Here is an 18,147-nt window from a genome sequence, read left to right on the forward strand (position 1 = left end):
CGGAGCCCATTTCATGGCCATGCCTACTATCCGGCACGTGCGTGCCTTCATCGTCCGCGGTGGTGGTGCGGACTATCACGATCAACCCGACGGACACTGGATCGACGATCATGTTTCCACGCCGATGGCGCGGTATCCGGAGTATCGCCAGAGCCGCCAGTCGTTCGGCATCAATGTGCTCGGCACGTTGGTGGTCGAGATCGAAGCGAGTGACGGCACGGTCGGTTTTGCAGTGACGACGGGCGGCGAAATCGGCGCGTTCATCGTTGAGAAACATCTCGCGCGTTTTCTCGAAGGCCAGCTCGTCACCGACATCGAGAAGATGTGGGATCAGATGTATTTTTCGACGCTGTACTACGGCCGCAAAGGCGTGGTGCTGAATACGATCTCGGGCGTCGATCTTGCGTTGTGGGATCTGCTCGCGAAAGTCCGCAAGGAGCCGGTGTACCAACTATTGGGTGGCCCGGTGCGTGACGAACTCGTGTTTTACGCGACTGGTGCGCGTCCGGACCTCGCGAAGGAGATGGGTTTCATCGGCGGCAAAATGCCGTTGCAGCATGGTCCTGCTGAAGGCGAAGCAGGTCTCAGGAAGAATCTGGACAAGCTCGCGGAGATGCGCAGCCGTGTCGGCGACGACTTCTGGTTGATGTACGACTGCTGGATGAGCCTCGACGTACCGTATGCAACGCGGCTCGCGCAGGCGGCGCACGAATACGGTCTGAAATGGATCGAAGAGTGCCTGCCACCGGACGACTACTGGGGTTACGCCGAACTGCGGCGTAACGTGCCGCGCGGCATGATGGTGTCGACCGGCGAGCATGAAGCGACGCGTTGGGGGTTTCGCATGCTGCTGGAGATGCAGTGCTGCGATCTGATTCAGCCGGATGTGGGCTGGTGCGGCGGCATTACCGAACTCATCAAGATCTCCGCGCTCGCCGACGCCCACAATGTGATGGTGGTGCCACACGGTTCGTCAGTGTATAGCTATCACTTCGTCGTCACGCGGCACAACTCATCGTTCGCCGAATTTCTGATGATGGCGCCGAAAGCGGATGAAGTGGTGCCGATGTTTACGCCGCTGCTGCTTGATGAACCGGTCCCCGTGAATGGACGCATGAAGGTGCCAGACACACCGGGGTTCGGCGTGCGGCTCAATCCGGAATGCGCGCTGGTGCGGCCTTATCCGCGTTGAAGGCGCGTTGAAGGTGGCTCGAGGCCGGGTTTAACTCGGGTTCAACCCGCAAGACACAGTATTAATCCAGCCAACAGGAGAATGACGTGCTGCTCAAGGACAAGGTCGTGATCGTCACCGGCGGTTCGCGTGGCATCGGCCGCGCGATAGCGGTTGCGTGCGCTACCGAAGGCGCGGATGTGGCGATCAACTACTGGGGCGATAACGACGCATCGTATGGCCGCCGTTCGGCCGTCGCGGAAGTGGTCGGCGAAATCGAAGCGTTAGGGCGGCGCGTAATCGCGATCGAAGGCAATGTAGCCGTGCGCGAAACCGGTCAGGAACTCGTTCGCCGCACGGTCGAAGCCTTCGGCAAAGTCGACGTGCTCGCGAGCAATGCCGGCATCTGCCCGTTTCACGCTTTTCTCGACATGCCGCCCGAAGTATTGGAGTCGACGGTCGCAGTCAATCTGAACGGTGCGTTCTACGTCACGCAAGCGGCCGCGCAGCAGATGAAAGCGCAGGGCACGGGCGGCGCGATCGTGGCGACGAGTTCGATCAGCGCCCTCGTAGGCGGCGGCATGCAAACGCACTACACGCCGACCAAAGCGGGTGTGCATTCGTTGATGCAGTCATGCGCGGTGGCGTTGGGGCCATACGGCATTCGCTGCAATTCGGTCATGCCCGGCACGATCGCGACTGACCTGAACGCGGAAGATCTCGCCGACGAAGCGAAGAAAGCCTACTTCGAAAAGCGTATTCCGCTGGGCAGATTGGGCCGTCCGGAGGACGTCGCCGATTGCGTGGTATTCCTTGCATCCGACCGCGCGCGCTATGTCACAGGCGCCGCGCTGCTGGTAGACGGCGGCTTGTTCGTCAACCTGCAGTAGCGCGCGATGCCGACGTCAATGAACCGGTGCGGAGACGATCACAGGCGCGGTCACAGCGGAGGCGGAATCGTCGCGTGCGAGCTTGCGCGAGAAGCCGCGCAGCAAATCGATAAAGCGCAGCGCCGGTTCGGCGAGGGCTTCTTCCTTGCGCGTGAGAATGCCGAAACCGGCGAGGCTCTTGCCGATTTCGAGCGGCAGCGCGACCAGCAGCTTGCCGCGCACATGATCGCGCACGACCGACTCGGGCAGCATGGCCACGGCGTCGTAGTTCTCGAGCAGTTGCAGCGTGGCAAAGATCGACGCGCACTCGGTCAGGTTGACGGGCGTCGCAAGGCCCGCGCGCGCGAGTTCCTCTTCGAACAGCACGCGCGCCGGACTGGTAATCGGTTGCGCGACCCACGGCCAGTCGATCAGCTCCCGCAATGTGATGCGCGAGCGCTGCGCCAGCGGATGCACCGAACGCACGACCAGCAGCAAGGTCTCGCGTGCGAGTGGCTCGAAACTGAAATCGTTGTGTTGCAACGGACTGGTCAGGCGTCCAAGCGCCAGATCGACTTCGCGGCGATGCAGCAATTGCACGACCTGGTCGCTGGTTTCGCCAAGAATGCGCACGTTCAGCAAAGGGCTTTCGGTTTTCAGCGCGGCGACCGCCATGGCCAGCAGATCGGGCGCGGCGCCCATGATGGCGCCGACAGTCAACTGTCCATGTCCGCCTCGGCGCTTGACGTCGAGGTCCTCGGCAAAACGGGTCAACTCGGCGAGTGCGCGCCGCGCATACGCCAGCGTGACCACGCCGAGCGGCGTGGGCGTCATGCCGCGCGCGTTGCGTTCGAACAGCAGGAAACCGAACGCTTCCTCGATGTCGCCGAGCATGCGGCTCGCGCTGGGTTGCGCGACATTGATCGCCTCGGCGGCTTGATGGAGATTGCGCGCGTCGTCGAGCGCGACGAGCAGCGCGAGGTGCTTGAACTTGAGCCGATTGACGAGTGCGATGGCAGCTGAGTGTTGGCTCATGGTTCCGGTGCGATTCGGTTTGTGGATCGCCCAATCCAAACAACGGATTGAGATGCTATCGACGCAGGAATTATAGTCGTATCAGACGCTTCTACGCTTCTCAGGGAAAGCGCCCGGATACGACGGGAGACAGGCCGCAATGGAAACAATCGCTTTCCGGATGGTGCTCAACCCCGGCATGCGCGAGGAATACGAACGACGTCATGCGCAAATCTGGCCCGAGCTGGTTGATGCATTGCACAACGCCGGTGTGCACGACTATCGGATTTTCTTCGACGCGGGTTCGGACCATCTTTTCGCCATTCTGACGCGCACCACAAATCACACCATGAATGCGCTGCCGCAACTCGACGTGATGCGCAAATGGTGGGATTACATGGCCGACATCATGCAGACGGCCCCTGACCATACGCCGCTCCAGCAACCGCTCGAACCGGTCTTTCATCTGAATTCGCTTAGCTAATGTAGCTGACTGTGCCCGACCTAAAGGGCGGAGGGTGTTGCATGCAGGTTGTCGATTCGCATATCCATCTGTGGGATCTGAAGACGCATCGCTATCCGTGGCTGGAAAACCCGGGCGTGTCGTTCGTGGGTGACGCGCGCGACTTGAAGCATGACTATCTGCTCGATGATCTGCTCGGCGAGGCGGGCGATATCGAGGTGCTGAAACTGGTGCACGTGGAAGCGAATCACGATCCCGCCGATCCGGTCGAGGAAACCCGCTGGTTGCAGTCCATTGCGGATTGGCCGGCGTCTCGCGGCATGCCGGATGCGATTGTCGCTGCGGTGGATCTGTCCGCGGCGAACGCACCGGAAATCCTTGAAGCACACGCGTCGTTCGCCAATACGCGTGGCATCAGGCAGATCCTGAACGTGCACGAGAACAAGCTGTTCGATTACGTCAGCCGTCATTTCATGCGCGAGCCGCAGTGGCGTGAACATTTTGCCTTGCTGCGCCGTTACGACATGTCGTTCGATCTGCAACTGTATCCGTCGCAGATGGAAGAGGCGGCTGCGCTGGCACGCGCGCATGCCGATACGATTTTTATCATCAACCATGCGGGCATGTTCGTGGACCGCGGCAGCGTCGCCGGCTATAGCGCGTGGCGTGACGGTATGCGGACGCTCGCGGGTTGCAGGAACGTCGCGGTAAAGATCAGCGGACTCGCGATGTTCGATCACCAGTGGACCGTCGAAAGCCTGCGGCCTTATGTGCTCGAAACAATCGATGCGTTCGGCGTCGAGCGTGCGATGTTCGCGTCGAACTTTCCAGTCGATCGCCTGTTCGGCTCTTACCAGGATTTGTGGCGCGCGTACGCGTCGATCGTCGATGGTGCGAGCGTTGCTGAGAAAGAAGCGCTGTTTTGCCGTAACGCGGAGCGCTTTTATCGTATCTGACCTACCGCATCCGCCGTACCGCATCTGAAGCATTCCCGAAAGCGAAGAAGGAGGAGACAAGTCGTGCCGCAATCCCCATCCGCTGTGCCCAGGCTCGAACTACGGCGCGCGAGCAAATCATTCGGCCGGGTCCGTGCGTTATCCGACGGCGATCTCGCGTTGTGGCCGGGTGAAGTGCATGCGCTGCTCGGCGAGAATGGCGCGGGCAAATCGACCGTCGTGAAGATTCTTGCGGGCGTGCATCAGCCGGAGACCGGCGAGCTGCGGGTCGACGGCGTGGCGCGTCGCTTCGCGACGCCTGCCGAAGCGCGCGACGCGGGCCTCGCGGTGATCTATCAGGAGCCGACGCTGTTCTTCGATCTCTCGATCGCGGAGAACATCTTCATGGGACGGCAGCCGGTCGACCGGATCGGCCGCATTCAGTACGACGTCATGCGCCGGGAGGTGGACGGCCTGCTGGCCTCGCTCGGGGTCGATCTGCGCGCGGATCAACTGGTGCGTGGTTTGTCGATTGCCGATCAGCAGGTGATCGAAATTGCGAAGGCGTTGTCGCTGAACGCGAACGTACTGATCATGGACGAGCCGACCGCGGCCTTGTCGCTGCCCGAAGTAGAGCGGCTCTTTGCGATCGTGCGTAAGCTGCGCGAGCGCGACGTGGCGATTCTGTTCATCACGCACCGCCTCGATGAAGTGTTCACGCTGACGCAACGCGTGACGATCATGCGCGACGGCGCAAAGGTATTCGATGGGCTCACCGCCGATCTCACCACCGAATCCATCGTCGCGAAGATGGTGGGGCGTGACCTGGAGACGTTCTATCCGAAAGCCGGCCGGCCACCGGGCGAAGTGCGCCTGTCAGTGCGTGGACTCACGCGGGTGGGCGTTTTCAAGGACATTTCCTTCGACGTCCGCGCCGGCGAGATCGTCGCGCTGGCGGGTCTCGTCGGCGCGGGGCGCAGTGAAGTCGCCCGCGCGATCTTCGGTATCGATCCTCTCGACTCGGGCGAAATTTCGCTTGGCGGCCAGCGTCTCGCCGCCGGCAGCCCGGCCGCCGCGGTGCGTGCCGGCCTCGCGCTGGTACCGGAGGACCGTCGCCAGCAAGGGCTGGCACTGGAGTTGAGCATCGCGCGCAATGCCTCGATGACGGTGCTCGGGCGTCTCGTCAAACATGGCCTGATTTCCACCCGCAGCGAAACGCAGTTGGCCAATCAGTGGGGCACGCGTTTGCGCCTCAAGGCGGGGGATCCCAATGCGCCGGTCGGCACGCTTTCCGGCGGCAATCAGCAAAAGGTCGTACTGGGCAAGTGGCTCGCCACCAATCCGAAAGTCCTGATCATCGACGAACCCACGCGCGGCATCGACGTCGGCGCTAAGGCCGAGGTGTATAGCGCGCTGGCGGAACTGGTGCGCGACGGCATGGCCGTGCTGATGATTTCGAGCGAATTGCCGGAAGTGCTCGGCATGGCCGATCGTGTGCTGGTCATGCACGAGGGCCGTATCAGCGCGGATATCGCGCGCGCCGAGGCTGACGAAGAACGCATCATGGGCGCCGCACTCGGTCAGCCGATTCCGCCTTTGGGGCACGCCGCATGATGCGCCATTCTTCGACCCATCCCGCGCCGGTTCAGGCGCCGGTCGCTAAGCGCACCGGCAGCGCGCCGGGCGGCTTCATTGGCAGTATCGCGAAGAGCCGCGAGACGACGCTCTTCGTCGTTCTGATCCTGTTGATTGTGGGCACGGGGCTCGCGAAACCGCAGTTTCTGAATTTGCAGAATCTGCGCGACGTGCTGCTGAATGTGTCGATCATCAGCTTGCTGACCGCCGGCATGACGGTGGTGATCCTGATGCGGCATATCGATCTGTCGGTGGGGTCGACGGTCGGCATCAGCGCGTATGCGGTCGGGAGTGTGTACGTTGCGTTTCCGCATATGCCGGTGATCGTCGCGTTGCTGGCCGGACTCGCGATCGGTCTGGTGGCGGGCGGTATCAACGCGTTGCTCGTTGCCGTGGGGCGCGTGCCGTCGCTGGTGGCGACGCTCTCCACGCTCTACATCTTCCGCGGCGCGGACTATGCGTGGGTACACGGCGGCCAGATCAACGCGACCAGTTTGCCCGATGCGTTCTCCCGGCTTGCTACCGGCACATTCTTCGGCATACCGACGCTCGCGCTGATCGCGATCGTCGTGCTGGCCGCGCTGGCTGTCTATTTGAAGCAGTTTCGCGGTGGACGCGAACACTACGCCATCGGCTCGAATCCGGAGGCGGCACGGCTTGCCGGCGTGAACGTCGAACGTCGTGTGATGGCGGGCTTTCTGCTGTCCGGCGCGATTGCCGGCTTCGCGGGCGCGTTGTGGCTGGCGCGCTTCGGCACCGTCGATGCAAGCACCGCAAAGGGCATCGAACTGCAGGTCGTTGCCGCCGCCGTGGTGGGCAGCGTCGCGATTACCGGCGGTGTGGGCACCATTCTCGGCGCCACGCTCGGCGCGCTCGTGCTGGGTGTGATCAGCATCGCGCTCGTCGTGCTGCACGTCTCGCCATTCTGGGAGCAGGCGATCCAGGGCGCGTTGATCGTCGCCGCGATTGCCGCCGACACCTTGCTGGCCCGCTCCGTCGCCAAACGCATGATGAGGAAGCGCGATCATGGCTAAACCCGATGCCGCGCTGCTCACGCGCAAACGCGAAACGCCGTTGCAATGGGAAGTGTTGCTGGTCATCGTGCTGGCTCTGTCGCTCGGGCTCGGGCGGTGGTTGTCGCCGATGTTCCTAACCGGTGCGAATGTCAGCAACATCCTCGCCGATCTGACCGAGATCGCATTGATGGCGCTGCCCATGACCTTGATTATCGTCGCCGCGGAAATCGATCTTTCGGTGGCATCGGTACTGGGTGCGTCCAGTGCGCTGATGGGCGTGCTGTGGCACATGGGCTTGCCGATGCCGGTTGTCATCGTGCTGGTATTGATTGCCGGTGCGCTGGCGGGCTTGCTGAACGGTCTCGTGATCGTGAAGCTCAATCTGCCTTCGCTCGCGGTCACCATCGGCACGCTGGCGTTGTTTCGCGGCCTGGCGTATGTGCTGCTCGGCGATCAGGCGGTCGCGGATTTTCCGGCGGCTTATACGGCGTTCGGCATGGACACAGTCGGCTCGACCTTCATTCCGTTGCCCTTTGCGATCGTGATCGTCGGCGCGGTGCTGTTTACCGTGCTGCTGCAGTCCACGGCGTTCGGGCGCAGCCTCTACGCAATCGGTGCGAATCCGATCGCCGCGGCTTTCTCCGGTATCGAAGTGGCGAAGATCAGGCTGCGTCTATTCGTGCTGTCCGGCGCGATGAGCGCGCTGGCCGGCGTCGTCTATACGCTGCGGTTCACCAGCGCACGCGGCGATAACGGCGAAGGGTTCGAATTGTCGGTGATCGCGGCGGTGCTGTTCGGTGGCGTGAGTATTTTCGGTGGACGCGGGTCGATGTTCGGCGTCCTGCTGTCGCTGCTGATTATCGGTGTGCTGAAAAACGCGCTGACGCTCGATGATGTATCGAGCGAAACGCTGACGATCGTCACCGGCGTGCTGCTGCTGGCATCGGTGCTGATCCCCAATCTGGTTGCCCGCTGGCGTGCGGCGCGTGACCGGCGTTTCATCGCGAAGTCCGCTTCGTCTTTATAACGCTCTCTTATAACCGGCTCCAGAAGAAATACCCAATACCCAATACCGACAACCCGGACAGCGTTCCGTCCAACAACAAAGCAGGAGACGCCTCATGTTCAATCCTCTACGTCACACCGGCAAGACCGCGCTGTGCATTGCTTGGGTCGCGATCAGTTGTGCCGCGTCCGCGGCGGGCTTGAAAAGCGGTCTGAAAATTGCCTTCGTGCCGAAGCAGATCAACAACCCCTATGAAGTGATTGCCGACGACGGCGGCATGGCTGCGATCAAGGAATTCAACGGCGTGGGCAAGGTGGTGGGGCCGTCGGATGCGGGCGCATCGTCGCAAGTGCAATACATCAACACGTTGATCACGCAGCGGCAGGATGCCATCGTGATCGCGGCCAACGACGCGAACGCAGTCGTGCCGTATCTTAAGAAAGCGATGTCGCAAGGCATCAAGGTCGTGACCTTCGACTCGGACACCGCGCCTGAAGGACGCCAATTGTTCGTCAATCAGGCGAATGCGGAAGGCATCGGCCGGGGTCAGATTCAACTGGTGGCGAAACTGATGGGCGGCGAGGGCGAGTTCGCGGTGCTGTCGGCTACACCTAACGCGACCAATCAGAATACGTGGATCAAGTGGATGCAGGAGGAGTTGAAGAAGCCCGAGTACTCGAAGATCAAGCTCGTGAAGATCGCGTACGGCAACGATGACGACCAGAAGTCGTTCGTCGAGACGCAAGGTTTGCTGCAGGCGTATCCGAATCTGAAGGCGATCGTTGCGCCGACCACGGTTGGCATTGCAGCGGCGGCGCGTTATATCTCGTCGTCGTCGAGCAAGGGCCGTGTGCAGGTGACCGGTCTGGGCACACCGAACCAGATGCGTGCGTTCGTGAAGAACGGGACGGTCAAGGCTTTCCAGCTTTGGGATCCGAATCAGCTGGGATACCTGGCGGCCTATGCAGCGGCGGCGCTGTCCTCGGGGACGATTGCCGGCAAGGAAGGCGAATCGTTTGATGCAGGCAAGCTCGGTAAGCGCACGATTGGACCGCAAGGCGAAATCATTCTCGGACCGCCGACCACCTTCGATGCGAGCAATATCGATAACTTCAACTTCTAACCAGCGAGCCGGGTGCCGCCAGGACGGGCGGCACTGCGCCGGGCGCCGTAGCGCAAGGTGTCCGGCATGAGGCGATTAGCAGCCGTAGTACTCAATCGGGCACTCGGTTTGGTACGGGATATGCATGCCGGGCGATCAAGCGGAAGGCTCCCGCGGATGCCCGCTGGAGCCTTCGTCGCGAACTTTAAGACCTATACTTTGAATCGGCAAATCGACCGTGGGCGTAGTGGGCTCGAACTGCTATCTTGACCGGGAGCCGTTCGGACAGTGTGTCATCGTGAACGGAATTCGAGGGTCGAGGTTTTCGACGAGGATGAAGGCGAGCAGTCAGAACGGATGCTGTACACGCAGATAAATCCCTGCTTAGAGGTGCATGATGACTGAAGTGACGTGGCTTGTTGTGGCCGACGGAGGCCGCGCGCGGTTTTTCCAGACGCCGGGACTCACACTCGACTTGCAAGAAAAAGAAAGCCTCATCAACACGGAATACACCGGCACGATGCTAACGGAGAAGGACCGCGAGAAATTCGCCAAGCGCGTTGCCGATTGTCTGGAGAAAGGCCGGCTCCATCAACTCTACAATCGGCTGAGACTCGCCATCGAGCCAAAATTTCTCGGCATGGTCAAAGCCGACCTCAGCGAGGAAACCCGTCGAATGATATTCGAGCAAATTAGCGAGGATCTGTCGACGCTCAATACCCGGGACATTGAGGCGCACCTGCGGCGACACTGATCGGCTGCCTTGGGTGCCATGGTGTATTCACATAGTGAACCGACCTTGCCACAGAGCGTGGCCTGGCAGGGCTTATGCGTGACCAATGCGTGGCGTATGCGCGACTTACGCGCTGGTTTCCGAGTCACCCGACTCTTCGGCATCACGGAACCAGCGTTCCGCATGCGATCGCTCGGCAACCCAGGAGCGACCCTCCGGCGTGTTGAACTCGTGATCGATGAACCGGCGTCCCCATTCGACCCCGTCTCTCGCTGCTTCTTCTTCAGTTAGCCACTCGGGTTGAACGGTTTTGGGGCGGACATCGATGATTGTTCGGGCGCCGTGACTCACGCTCACACTGGCGATCCAGGCACCGAGCGGGTTGCGCTCGGGGTGCACGGTGATCTCGAATTCGCCGTAAGAAACAGTGCGTGTTGACATTGTTTTCTCCTTTGCAGTGTTCATGAGTGTATCCGCCCGTCATACAGCGTGCGTGCGTCCCTCCAAGCGCCATCATGCCGTAACCCCGGCAGTCCGGCGCGCGGATATTGAAGTCAAATGACAAACCAGTAGACGTATTTCACCAATATCTAGCATCGGAGAAACCCACGTTCACATAGACATGACTTGCTCATAAACTTCGACTACAAAGCAATGGTGAGTCGCAAACTCTTCAGTTGAGGGGAGGTTTCATGGAACAGAATGAACTTTCATATCGGCGGTTTCTGGTCGCCTCAACGATCGCACCGCTGCAGGGTAACCGCGGGATCGTCACGGTCGATGTCACCACCTCAGATCCGGAGCGCATCGCCGATCTCGGAACGGCACGCTTTATCCACGTGGAACGGTGGGTTGAAAGAAATGAACCCGCTTTCCTTCAAGTCGTTGTGGACGAGTGTAAGGTCGCTATCGACCACTACGCGGACAACGTCGACGATAGTTGATTCTGCCGACTCTCGCATGAGGTGTTGCCATGCAGGAATTCGATTTCTACCTCAACCTGAAGAAACCGACACTCGGGCTCTACGTGCGCAAGGGTGCAGGCCTCCCCGACCTCGTTGACACAAGTCAGTGGCAATTCGATGGACACGTGTGGCAAAGCGAGCTGACACCCGAGATCCTGAAGGGGCTCGAGGCCAATGGCCACGCATTTCAGGAGCTGGGTGGGTGAGGGGTGATGCTACGGCGACCCGTGCGCGCCGTTCTGAAGCGGCCGCGCATCGATCCACTACGGTCATTCAACCCCGACGATCACGCTCGAGGCTTTGAAAATTGCGGTGGCGGATTTTCCGGCAGCGAGCCCGAGGCGCTCAACGCTATCGTTGGTGACGACGGCGACAATCTAGGCGCCACCCGGCGCGGTGATCGAAACTTCGGCGTTAACCGTTGCTTTTGTGACTGACGAAACCGTTCCCGCGACGCAATTTCGTGCTGACACTTTGCTGCTGTCGAAATCGACCAGCAGGATTACCGATGAGGCTTTGACTAGCGCAAATGCTTCAGTGCCGCGGGCAAGGCCCAGCGAGGTGGCGCTTCCGCGTGTGATGATGGCGACGATATCCAGGCCGCCCCGCGTTCGAAGTGTGATTTCGTCACTGACGGCGCCGGTTTTGATTTCGGCGATCTGCCCGACGAAATGGTTGCGAGCGCTGGTGAGCATATCGATCTCCGCTGGACACGTTAGGGTCCAATCAGCCGGGAAGTTGGGTTGGCTGAACGATGCAAATCAGTGTAGTGCCGATTCGGGAATCCACAAGTCTCTCAACTGGGGATGCCTTGTATCGGTCGAGACAGCGCTTCGATCTCTTCAAATTAGTACTATCCTTGCCTTAGGCTGGATGAAAGCGCGCTGTCGCATGATCTTCATGCGGCGCGAATCACATGTCGGCCATGGAGAGGAGAGAGGGAGAGAATCATGCCGGAGCAGCTAGTCAATTTGAGTGACGATTTCATTGCGCTGCAGCGCAAGCGTCTGATGGCATTGCGGCAGCAACTCCTGGGCGGAGAGGAGAATACGATCGCGGACGAGCGGGCGAGCCAGGAGGAGCATGGCGATGAGGCCGAAGAGTTCGAGGACGCGGCGCAAGGCATGGCACAGAACGAGGTCAACCAGGCGCTGCACGACGTGAACGACCAGCGCATCAGCGATATCGGGCGCGCGCTGCAGAAGATCGATGAGGGTACCTACGGCCTCTCCGATGAAAGTGGTGACCCGATACCGAAAGCCCGGCTCGAAGCGACCCCCGAGGCGATCCTGACCGTTGAAGAGCAGAGTCGCCGCGAAGCCGGCAAATGATGGCTTAGAACGCCCAGTGCGCGACATCGCTGGGCGGCACGCATGTCAAAGAATCAGATCTTCAGGCTGAGACGCCTCGGGCATATGCCACCAATGCCTATCATCGGAAAAACCGATATTCCCTTATCCACGAGCCACTCTTAGAATCCAAGTGCGGATTCAGGGCTTCGTTATGCTAATCATACTGAAACCGGCGTTGTAAACAATCCGCGTTCTTCAGACAGCGCTCGTCGAAAACGGACGGATTCAAGAACCTCACAACATGCCGCGTTCGATGCGCCATCGCTATCACGGTTCTCCGCTTATTGAACAAAACAAACGGACCGTGGACGGCGGGTCTGGAGTGTTCGCTATTCACATGGACGCGTCCTATAACCTTTGAACTGGCCGCATGTTTTAACCGAAAAAGGTGACTCTCGATGCCCGCCCTCTGCGAAATCTGTAACGCCCGTCCCGCTGTCGCCCGTGTGACCGTTGTGCAAAACGGCGAGCGGAAATCCATGTCGATCTGCGACTACGACTACCGGCAATTAATGCGGCACCAAAGCATGCTCAACCCATTCGATTCACTGCTCGGGGGAGGCGGCCTGTCGCGCTTCTTCGGCGGCATGGAGGATGGGGCCGAGGACGAAGATGCTGGGTTCGCCGCCGAGGTGCCGCGTGAATCGGTCGATGCGACCGATGCTTTCAGTGAGCAGACGCTCGAATTGCTGCAGCGCGCCGCTGAGAAGGCACATGAGCTTGGCCGCAGCGAACTCGACTCTGAACACCTGCTGTACGTGCTCGCGGACGCCGACGTGTGCGCGGCGCTGCTGAAGGAGCTCAAGCTCTCGCCGCAGGACATCAAGGGATATATCGATCAGCATGCGCAAAAGGGAACCGCCGATCCCGACGCGCCGATCGACAAGATGACCGTCTCGCCTCGTTTGAAAAAGGCATTCCAATATGCGTTCCAGGCGTCGCGCGATCTGGGGCACTCTTATGTGGGCCCGGAGCATCTGCTGATCGGGCTTGCGGCCGTGCCGGACAGCATTGCGGGCACACTGCTGAAGAAATATGGCGTGACGCCGGAAGCGTTGCGTCAGAAGGTCGTGAAAGTCGTGGGTAAAGGCGCGGAGGACGGCCGTGTCGACGCGCCAACCGGCACGCCCAACCTTGACAAGTTCGGACGCGACCTCACGGCCATGGCGCGTGAGGGCAAGCTTGACCCGGTGCTGGGTCGTGCGCAGGAAATCGAGAGCACGATCGAGGTGCTCGCGCGGCGCAAGAAGAACAATCCCGTGCTGATCGGCGAGCCGGGTGTCGGCAAGACCGCGATCGTCGAAGGGCTGGCCCAGCGCATCATCAATGGCGACGTGCCTGAAGTGCTGCGCGGCAAGCGGCTCGTCGAGGTGAACATCAACTCGATGGTGGCCGGTGCGAAGTATCGCGGCGAATTCGAGGAGCGTGCCAAGCAGCTGATCGATGAAGTCACGGCCAAGAAGGACGAACTGATCCTGTTCATTGATGAACTGCACACGATCGTGGGTGCGGGACAAGGCGGGGGCGAAGGCGGTCTCGATATCGCGAACGTGCTCAAGCCCGCGCTTGCCCGTGGCGAGCTCAGTCTGATCGGCGCGACGACCCTCAACGAATATCAGAAGTACATCGAAAAAGATGCGGCGCTCGAGCGGCGCTTCCAGCCGGTGTTGGTGCCGGAACCGACGGTCGAGCAGACCATCGTTATCCTGCGTGGCCTTCGCGACAAGCTCGAGGCTCACCACCAGGTGACGTTCGCCGACGATGCGTTTGTCGCCGCCGCCGAACTGTCGGATCGTTACATTACGTCGCGCTTTTTGCCCGACAAGGCCATTGACCTGATTGACCAGGCGGCGGCGCGCGTGCGCATCGGCGCGACCTCGCGTCCTGCGGCCATCCTGGAGCTCGAAGCCGAGATCGCCCAGCTCAAGCGCGAGCAGGATTATGCGTCTTCGCGCAAGCGCTTCGATGAGGCGAAAGCTTTCGAGGCACGGATCGGCGAAAAGCAGGAGAAACTCGACGAACAGATGGAGACATGGCAGCGCAAGACCGGCTCGGAAACGCTCGAAGTGACCGTGGAGTCGATCGCCGAAGTGGTGTCGCGTCTCACCGGCGTTCCAGTCACGGAACTCACACAGGAAGAGCGGAAGAAGCTTCTGGAGATGGAGAATAAGCTGCGCGAGCGCGTGATCGGCCAGGACGACGCGGTGATTGCCGTGAGCGATGCCGTGCGCCTCTCACGTGCGGGGCTCGGCCAGACGAACCGGCCTATCGCGACGTTCCTGTTCCTCGGACCGACGGGTGTCGGCAAGACCGAACTCGCGAAGGCGCTGGCAGAAACGGTGTTCGGCGACGAGCAGGCGGTCGTTCGTATCGACATGTCGGAGTACATGGAGCGTCACGCGGTCGCACGGTTGATCGGCGCCCCTCCAGGTTACGTCGGTTATGACGAGGGTGGGCAACTGACCGAGCGCGTCCGGCGGCGCCCTTACTGCGTGATCCTGCTTGACGAGATCGAGAAGGCGCACCCCGACGTGTATAACGTGCTGCTACAGGTGTTCGACGACGGGCGGCTGACCGACGGCAAGGGCCGGGTCGTGGACTTCAGCAACACGATCATCATTGCGACGAGCAATCTCGGCGCATCGATCATCATGGACAACCTCGAGAAACCGGAAGCGGATCGCCAAGGTGAAAAAGAGGTCCGCGAGGAATTGATGGGCGTGCTCAAGGGACACTTCCGGCCCGAATTCCTGAACCGGATCGACGAGATCATCGTCTTCCATGGGCTCTCGCGCGACAACATCCGCTCGATCGTGCAGATCCAGCTCGAACGGGTGGTGCGCACCGCTGCCGCGCAGGACATTACCCTCAAGATCGACGAATCCGTGATTGATCACCTCGCCGAGGCCGGCTATCGGCCGGAGTTCGGTGCACGCGAGTTGAAGCGCCAGATTCGCCAGGAACTGGAAACGCGGCTTGCGAAGGAGATGCTCGGCGACATCCTGAAGTCGGGCGACACCGTCGACGTCAGTTATGACAAGGACAGCGGCGAAGTGAAGTTCACCAAGAGCGAGGCAGCGCCTGCGCCTAAGGCGGCGAGCGGGAAGGGGAGTAACGGACGCGCGAAGAAAAAGCCGTCTAAAGAGGCCAGCAGCCCCGAGCCAACTGAAAGCGCCGCCTCGAAGGAGTGATGTCTGCAACACGCCAGGAGGCGCCGCCGCGTCATCGCCGACGGTGTGCGGCGCCCAGCCTGGTCGAGACCGATGGCGGTGTCGCTGTACTTGAACTGTGCACGCCCGCCGCCGGTCGATCTGTACCTTTCACGGTGTATTAACCCAATTAGACTGAACTCGTATCCAAGCCTTATGCCGTGATACGGCATAATCCCACACGATAAAGCCTTAAGGCCTCCTAAGGCAGGCCATGGAGTCTCATATGACCACGCGACGCGAAGTTCCGGGAATCCGGCCGTATGACGCACCCGCTGGAGGGTGGGGCGCGCTTAAAGCGACCGCACAAGCTGTCCGAACCCAGATGGAAAGCATTGAGGCGCCGATTACGTTGATGCGGACCAATCAGCCTGACGGCTTTGATTGTCCGGGTTGCGCGTGGCCGGACAAGGAGCACAAGTCTACCTTCCAGTTCTGCGAAAACGGCGCCAAAGCGGTCACATGGGAAGCGACGACCAAGCGGGTGACGCCGGAGTTTTTCGAGAACAACACGGTAACGTCGCTGCTGCAACGAACAGATTTCGAACTGGAGGATCTCGGCCGGCTGACGCATCCCCTGGTCTACGACCGCGCCACGGACAAGTTCCGGGCGGTTGAATGGGAGGACGCATTCGCGCGTATCGGCGAAGTGCTGCGAGGCTTGTCCTCGCCCGACCAGGCCGAGTTCTATACGTCGGGCAGGGCGTCGAACGAGGCCGCCTATCTCTTTCAATTGCTCGCACGAGAGTATGGGACGAACAATTTCCCTGATTGCTCGAACATGTGCCACGAGCCGACCAGCGTGGGCTTGCCCCAGTCGATCGGGATCGGCAAAGGCACGGTATCGCTGGAGGATTTCGATAAGACCGAACTCATCCTCTCGATTGGCCACAATCCCGGGACCAATCACCCCCGGATGATGGGGACACTCCACGAGTGCTCGCGGCGCAACGTCCCGATCATCGTGTTCAATCCGCTTCGCGAGCGCGCGCTTGAGCGATTCGCCGATCCGCAGAGCGTCATTGAAATGGCGACCTTTGGATCGACGCGGATCGCGTCGACCTATTTTCAGCTCGACGCTGGTGGAGACGCGGCTGCACTCAAGGGCATCATGAAATCGCTCCTGCAGATGGACACTGAGCAGGGCAACACCGTCCTGGATCACGAGTTCATCGCGACGCATACCCAGGGTTTCGAGGCGTTTGCCGCCGATCTGGAAGCGACGTCATGGGAGGATATCGAAAAGGCCAGCGGACTCACCCGAGAAGATCTCGATGAAGTTGCCGTTGCCTACGCAAAATCGAATGCAACGATCGTCACTTACGGAATGGGCGTCACCCAGCATAACAAAGGCACCGCCAATGTCCGTCTGATTGCTGATCTGCTGTTATTGCGCGGCAATATCGGCAAACCCGGCGCTGGCATCTGTCCGTTGCGCGGGCATTCCAACGTGCAGGGGAACCGCACGGTCGGCATCACCGAAAAACCGTCCGCCACCTTCCTCAAGCAGATCGAAGATGTGTTCGGGTTCACGCCGCCGGCGGCGCACGGGCACGACGCCGTTCAGGCGATGCAGGCGATGATCGCCGGCACGGCCAAGGCTCTGATTTGCCTCGGCGGAAACTTTGCGGTTGCGTTACCGGATTCCGAGCAGTCCTTTCCCGCGATGGGCAAACTCGATCTGAGCGTCCATCTCGGTACCAAGCTCAATCGTTCGCACCTGCTCGTGGCAAAAGAGACGTATGTGTTGCCGGTTGTGGGCCGCACGGAACTGGATATCCAGGCGACCGGCCGGCAAGCCATTACGGTCGAGGATTCCATGTCGATGGTCCACGCTTCGTCGGGCAAGCTGACGCCTGCGTCCGAACACTTGAAGTCCGAACCGGCGATCGTCGCCGGCATCGCAACGGCCACCTTGCCGAACAGCAAGGTGGCATGGTCGGACCTGGTAGCCGACTACGACAAGATTCGGGACCTGATCGAGCAGACCGTACCGGGATTCGAGGCATTCAATGACCGAATCAGAGTGCCGGGTGGGTTCCGTATGCCGCTTCCCCCGACCGAACGCGTGTGGCCCACACCCTCAGGAAAAGCGATGTTCTCGGTGTACGGTGGCGTGACGGAAGACGCAGACGTCCTCGGCGCTGAAAATGTGCTGCGTCTCATCACGATCCGCAGCCACGACCAGTACAACACCACCATCTACGCGCTCGACGATCGTTACCGAGGCGTATTCGGCCGGCGTGACGTGCTGTTTATGAACGAAGACGATCTTGCCGATCGTGGACTCGAACATGGCGATCTGGTCGACATTGAAACCATTTCAGCGGGCAGACAGCTTCGCCTGAAGAAGATCACGGCAATCGCTTACAACATCGCGCCGGGTTCGGTGGCGGCCTACTATCCGGAAGCCAACGTGCTGGTGCCACTCGACTTCATTGACAAGGAGAGCGGCACGCCTTCGTACAAGTCGGTTCCGGTTCATGTTGTGCGCTCGGCAGAAGCCTGACTTTAAGCGATGACGGGTCGATCAACCGGACGTGCTTCGCGTCCTGTTGATCGACTTGCAGGATACCGGGCGCGAACGCGGGTTTGGCAGGGATATCCGGCGGGAGCCGTCTATCCGCATTGCCTGAACTGCGTGCGATTCCCGTTCAATCTATTTATCAGTAGACGT

16 protein-coding genes and 1 pseudogene are annotated in these 18,147 nt (G+C 60.6%); 14 read left to right on the top strand and 3 right to left on the bottom strand.

The genetic code is table 11. From position 1 onward, the window contains the following. The first annotated feature begins 13 nt into the window (after positions 1-13). Together rhmD and GNZ12_RS03900 are read left to right on the top strand one after the other, a co-directional pair. The gene (gene rhmD, locus GNZ12_RS03895) at positions 14-1,192 is read left to right on the top strand and encodes an L-rhamnonate dehydratase (protein WP_172309101.1); all 1,179 of its coding nucleotides are present in this window, start codon (positions 14-16) and stop codon (positions 1,190-1,192) included. Between the two features lie 86 nt (positions 1,193-1,278). Beyond that, a complete protein-coding gene (locus tag GNZ12_RS03900) occupies positions 1,279-2,061 on the top strand; it encodes an SDR family NAD(P)-dependent oxidoreductase (RefSeq protein ID WP_172309102.1) in 783 nt (260 codons plus the stop codon). A 15-nt stretch (positions 2,062-2,076) separates the two neighbouring features. On the opposite strand, the gene GNZ12_RS03905 is transcribed toward GNZ12_RS03900, so the two are convergent. Continuing rightward, positions 2,077-3,075 carry a LysR family transcriptional regulator gene (locus GNZ12_RS03905; RefSeq protein ID WP_172309103.1) on the bottom strand — a complete coding sequence of 333 codons (999 nt, stop codon included), beginning with the start codon at positions 3,073-3,075 and terminating at the stop codon, positions 2,077-2,079. 139 nt (positions 3,076-3,214) lie between these two features. Between GNZ12_RS03905 and rhaM the strand changes: the two genes are divergently transcribed. The 7 genes from rhaM (at position 3,215) to GNZ12_RS03940 (ending at position 9,965) form a co-directional block, all read left to right on the top strand. Further along, on the top strand, positions 3,215-3,538 hold the full coding sequence (gene rhaM, locus GNZ12_RS03910; protein ID WP_172309104.1) for an L-rhamnose mutarotase: 324 nt from the start codon (positions 3,215-3,217) through the stop codon (positions 3,536-3,538). 41 nt (positions 3,539-3,579) lie between these two features. Further along, positions 3,580-4,473 (top strand): amidohydrolase family protein, encoded by an 894-nt coding sequence (locus GNZ12_RS03915; RefSeq protein WP_172309105.1) that lies wholly within the window; start codon positions 3,580-3,582, stop codon positions 4,471-4,473. Between the two features lie 63 nt (positions 4,474-4,536). Further along, positions 4,537-6,066 carry a sugar ABC transporter ATP-binding protein gene (locus GNZ12_RS03920; RefSeq protein WP_172309106.1) on the top strand — a complete coding sequence of 510 codons (1,530 nt, stop codon included), beginning with the start codon at positions 4,537-4,539 and terminating at the stop codon, positions 6,064-6,066. Beyond that, positions 6,063-7,121 carry an ABC transporter permease gene (locus tag GNZ12_RS03925; RefSeq protein WP_172309107.1) on the top strand — a complete coding sequence of 353 codons (1,059 nt, stop codon included), beginning with the start codon at positions 6,063-6,065 and terminating at the stop codon, positions 7,119-7,121. Before GNZ12_RS03920 ends, GNZ12_RS03925 begins: the two co-directional genes overlap by 4 nt. Next, a complete protein-coding gene (locus tag GNZ12_RS03930) occupies positions 7,114-8,130 on the top strand; it encodes an ABC transporter permease (RefSeq protein WP_172309108.1) in 1,017 nt (338 codons plus the stop codon). Before GNZ12_RS03925 ends, GNZ12_RS03930 begins: the two co-directional genes overlap by 8 nt. A gap of 94 nt (positions 8,131-8,224) precedes the next feature. Continuing rightward, a complete protein-coding gene (gene rhaS, locus GNZ12_RS03935; protein WP_172309109.1) occupies positions 8,225-9,232 on the top strand; it encodes a rhamnose ABC transporter substrate-binding protein in 1,008 nt (335 codons plus the stop codon). 376 nt (positions 9,233-9,608) lie between these two features. Continuing rightward, positions 9,609-9,965 (top strand): host attachment protein, encoded by a 357-nt coding sequence (locus GNZ12_RS03940; RefSeq protein WP_172309110.1) that lies wholly within the window; start codon positions 9,609-9,611, stop codon positions 9,963-9,965. A gap of 105 nt (positions 9,966-10,070) precedes the next feature. Here GNZ12_RS03940 and GNZ12_RS03945 read toward each other — a convergent pair whose 3' ends face one another. Beyond that, positions 10,071-10,409 carry a DUF6566 family protein gene (locus GNZ12_RS03945; RefSeq protein WP_235993586.1) on the bottom strand — a complete coding sequence of 113 codons (339 nt, stop codon included), beginning with the start codon at positions 10,407-10,409 and terminating at the stop codon, positions 10,071-10,073. A gap of 227 nt (positions 10,410-10,636) precedes the next feature. On the opposite strand from GNZ12_RS03945, the gene GNZ12_RS03950 reads away from it, so the two are divergent. After that, complete coding sequence (locus GNZ12_RS03950; protein ID WP_172309111.1) at positions 10,637-10,888, top strand: hypothetical protein; 252 nt, start codon at positions 10,637-10,639, stop codon at positions 10,886-10,888. 29 nt (positions 10,889-10,917) lie between these two features. Continuing rightward, complete coding sequence (locus GNZ12_RS03955) at positions 10,918-11,115, top strand: hypothetical protein (protein WP_172309112.1); 198 nt, start codon at positions 10,918-10,920, stop codon at positions 11,113-11,115. Between the two features lie 63 nt (positions 11,116-11,178). Here the strand turns inward: GNZ12_RS03955 and GNZ12_RS03960 are convergent. Beyond that, positions 11,179-11,604: pseudogene (locus GNZ12_RS03960) on the bottom strand (TOBE domain-containing protein). A gap of 255 nt (positions 11,605-11,859) precedes the next feature. On the opposite strand from GNZ12_RS03960, the gene GNZ12_RS03965 reads away from it, so the two are divergent. From GNZ12_RS03965 to GNZ12_RS03975, 3 genes are all read left to right on the top strand, one after another. Then, positions 11,860-12,240 (top strand): TraR/DksA family transcriptional regulator, encoded by a 381-nt coding sequence (locus GNZ12_RS03965; protein WP_172309113.1) that lies wholly within the window; start codon positions 11,860-11,862, stop codon positions 12,238-12,240. 419 nt (positions 12,241-12,659) lie between these two features. After that, positions 12,660-15,452, top strand: a complete 2,793-nt coding sequence (locus tag GNZ12_RS03970; protein ID WP_172309114.1) for an ATP-dependent Clp protease ATP-binding subunit — start codon at positions 12,660-12,662, stop codon at positions 15,450-15,452. A 244-nt stretch (positions 15,453-15,696) separates the two neighbouring features. Further along, a complete protein-coding gene (locus GNZ12_RS03975; protein ID WP_172309115.1) occupies positions 15,697-17,979 on the top strand; it encodes an FdhF/YdeP family oxidoreductase in 2,283 nt (760 codons plus the stop codon). The last annotated feature ends 168 nt before the right edge of the window (positions 17,980-18,147 follow it).

It is taken from the genome of Paraburkholderia solitsugae (genome assembly GCF_013177695.1).
GTDB classification, from domain to species: Bacteria; Pseudomonadota; Gammaproteobacteria; order Burkholderiales; family Burkholderiaceae; genus Paraburkholderia; species Paraburkholderia solitsugae.

Bases quoted from the DNA above. Each gene is read 5' to 3' on its own strand.
- rhmD (WP_172309101.1), top strand. From the start codon at position 14: ATGGCCATGCCTACTATCCGGCACGTGCGTGCCTTCATCGTCCGCGGT.
- GNZ12_RS03905 (WP_172309103.1), bottom strand. From the start codon at position 3,075: ATGAGCCAACACTCAGCTGCCATCGCACTCGTCAATCGGCTCAAGTTC.
- rhaM (WP_172309104.1), top strand. From the start codon at position 3,215: ATGGAAACAATCGCTTTCCGGATGGTGCTCAACCCCGGCATGCGCGAG.
- GNZ12_RS03915 (WP_172309105.1), top strand. From the start codon at position 3,580: ATGCAGGTTGTCGATTCGCATATCCATCTGTGGGATCTGAAGACGCAT.
- GNZ12_RS03925 (WP_172309107.1), top strand. From the start codon at position 6,063: ATGATGCGCCATTCTTCGACCCATCCCGCGCCGGTTCAGGCGCCGGTC.
- GNZ12_RS03930 (WP_172309108.1), top strand. From the start codon at position 7,114: ATGGCTAAACCCGATGCCGCGCTGCTCACGCGCAAACGCGAAACGCCG.
- rhaS (WP_172309109.1), top strand. From the start codon at position 8,225: ATGTTCAATCCTCTACGTCACACCGGCAAGACCGCGCTGTGCATTGCT.
- GNZ12_RS03940 (WP_172309110.1), top strand. From the start codon at position 9,609: ATGACTGAAGTGACGTGGCTTGTTGTGGCCGACGGAGGCCGCGCGCGG.
- GNZ12_RS03945 (WP_235993586.1), bottom strand. From the start codon at position 10,409: ATGAACACTGCAAAGGAGAAAACAATGTCAACACGCACTGTTTCTTAC.
- GNZ12_RS03950 (WP_172309111.1), top strand. From the start codon at position 10,637: ATGGAACAGAATGAACTTTCATATCGGCGGTTTCTGGTCGCCTCAACG.
- GNZ12_RS03955 (WP_172309112.1), top strand. From the start codon at position 10,918: ATGCAGGAATTCGATTTCTACCTCAACCTGAAGAAACCGACACTCGGG.
- GNZ12_RS03965 (WP_172309113.1), top strand. From the start codon at position 11,860: ATGCCGGAGCAGCTAGTCAATTTGAGTGACGATTTCATTGCGCTGCAG.
- GNZ12_RS03970 (WP_172309114.1), top strand. From the start codon at position 12,660: ATGCCCGCCCTCTGCGAAATCTGTAACGCCCGTCCCGCTGTCGCCCGT.
- GNZ12_RS03975 (WP_172309115.1), top strand. From the start codon at position 15,697: ATGACCACGCGACGCGAAGTTCCGGGAATCCGGCCGTATGACGCACCC.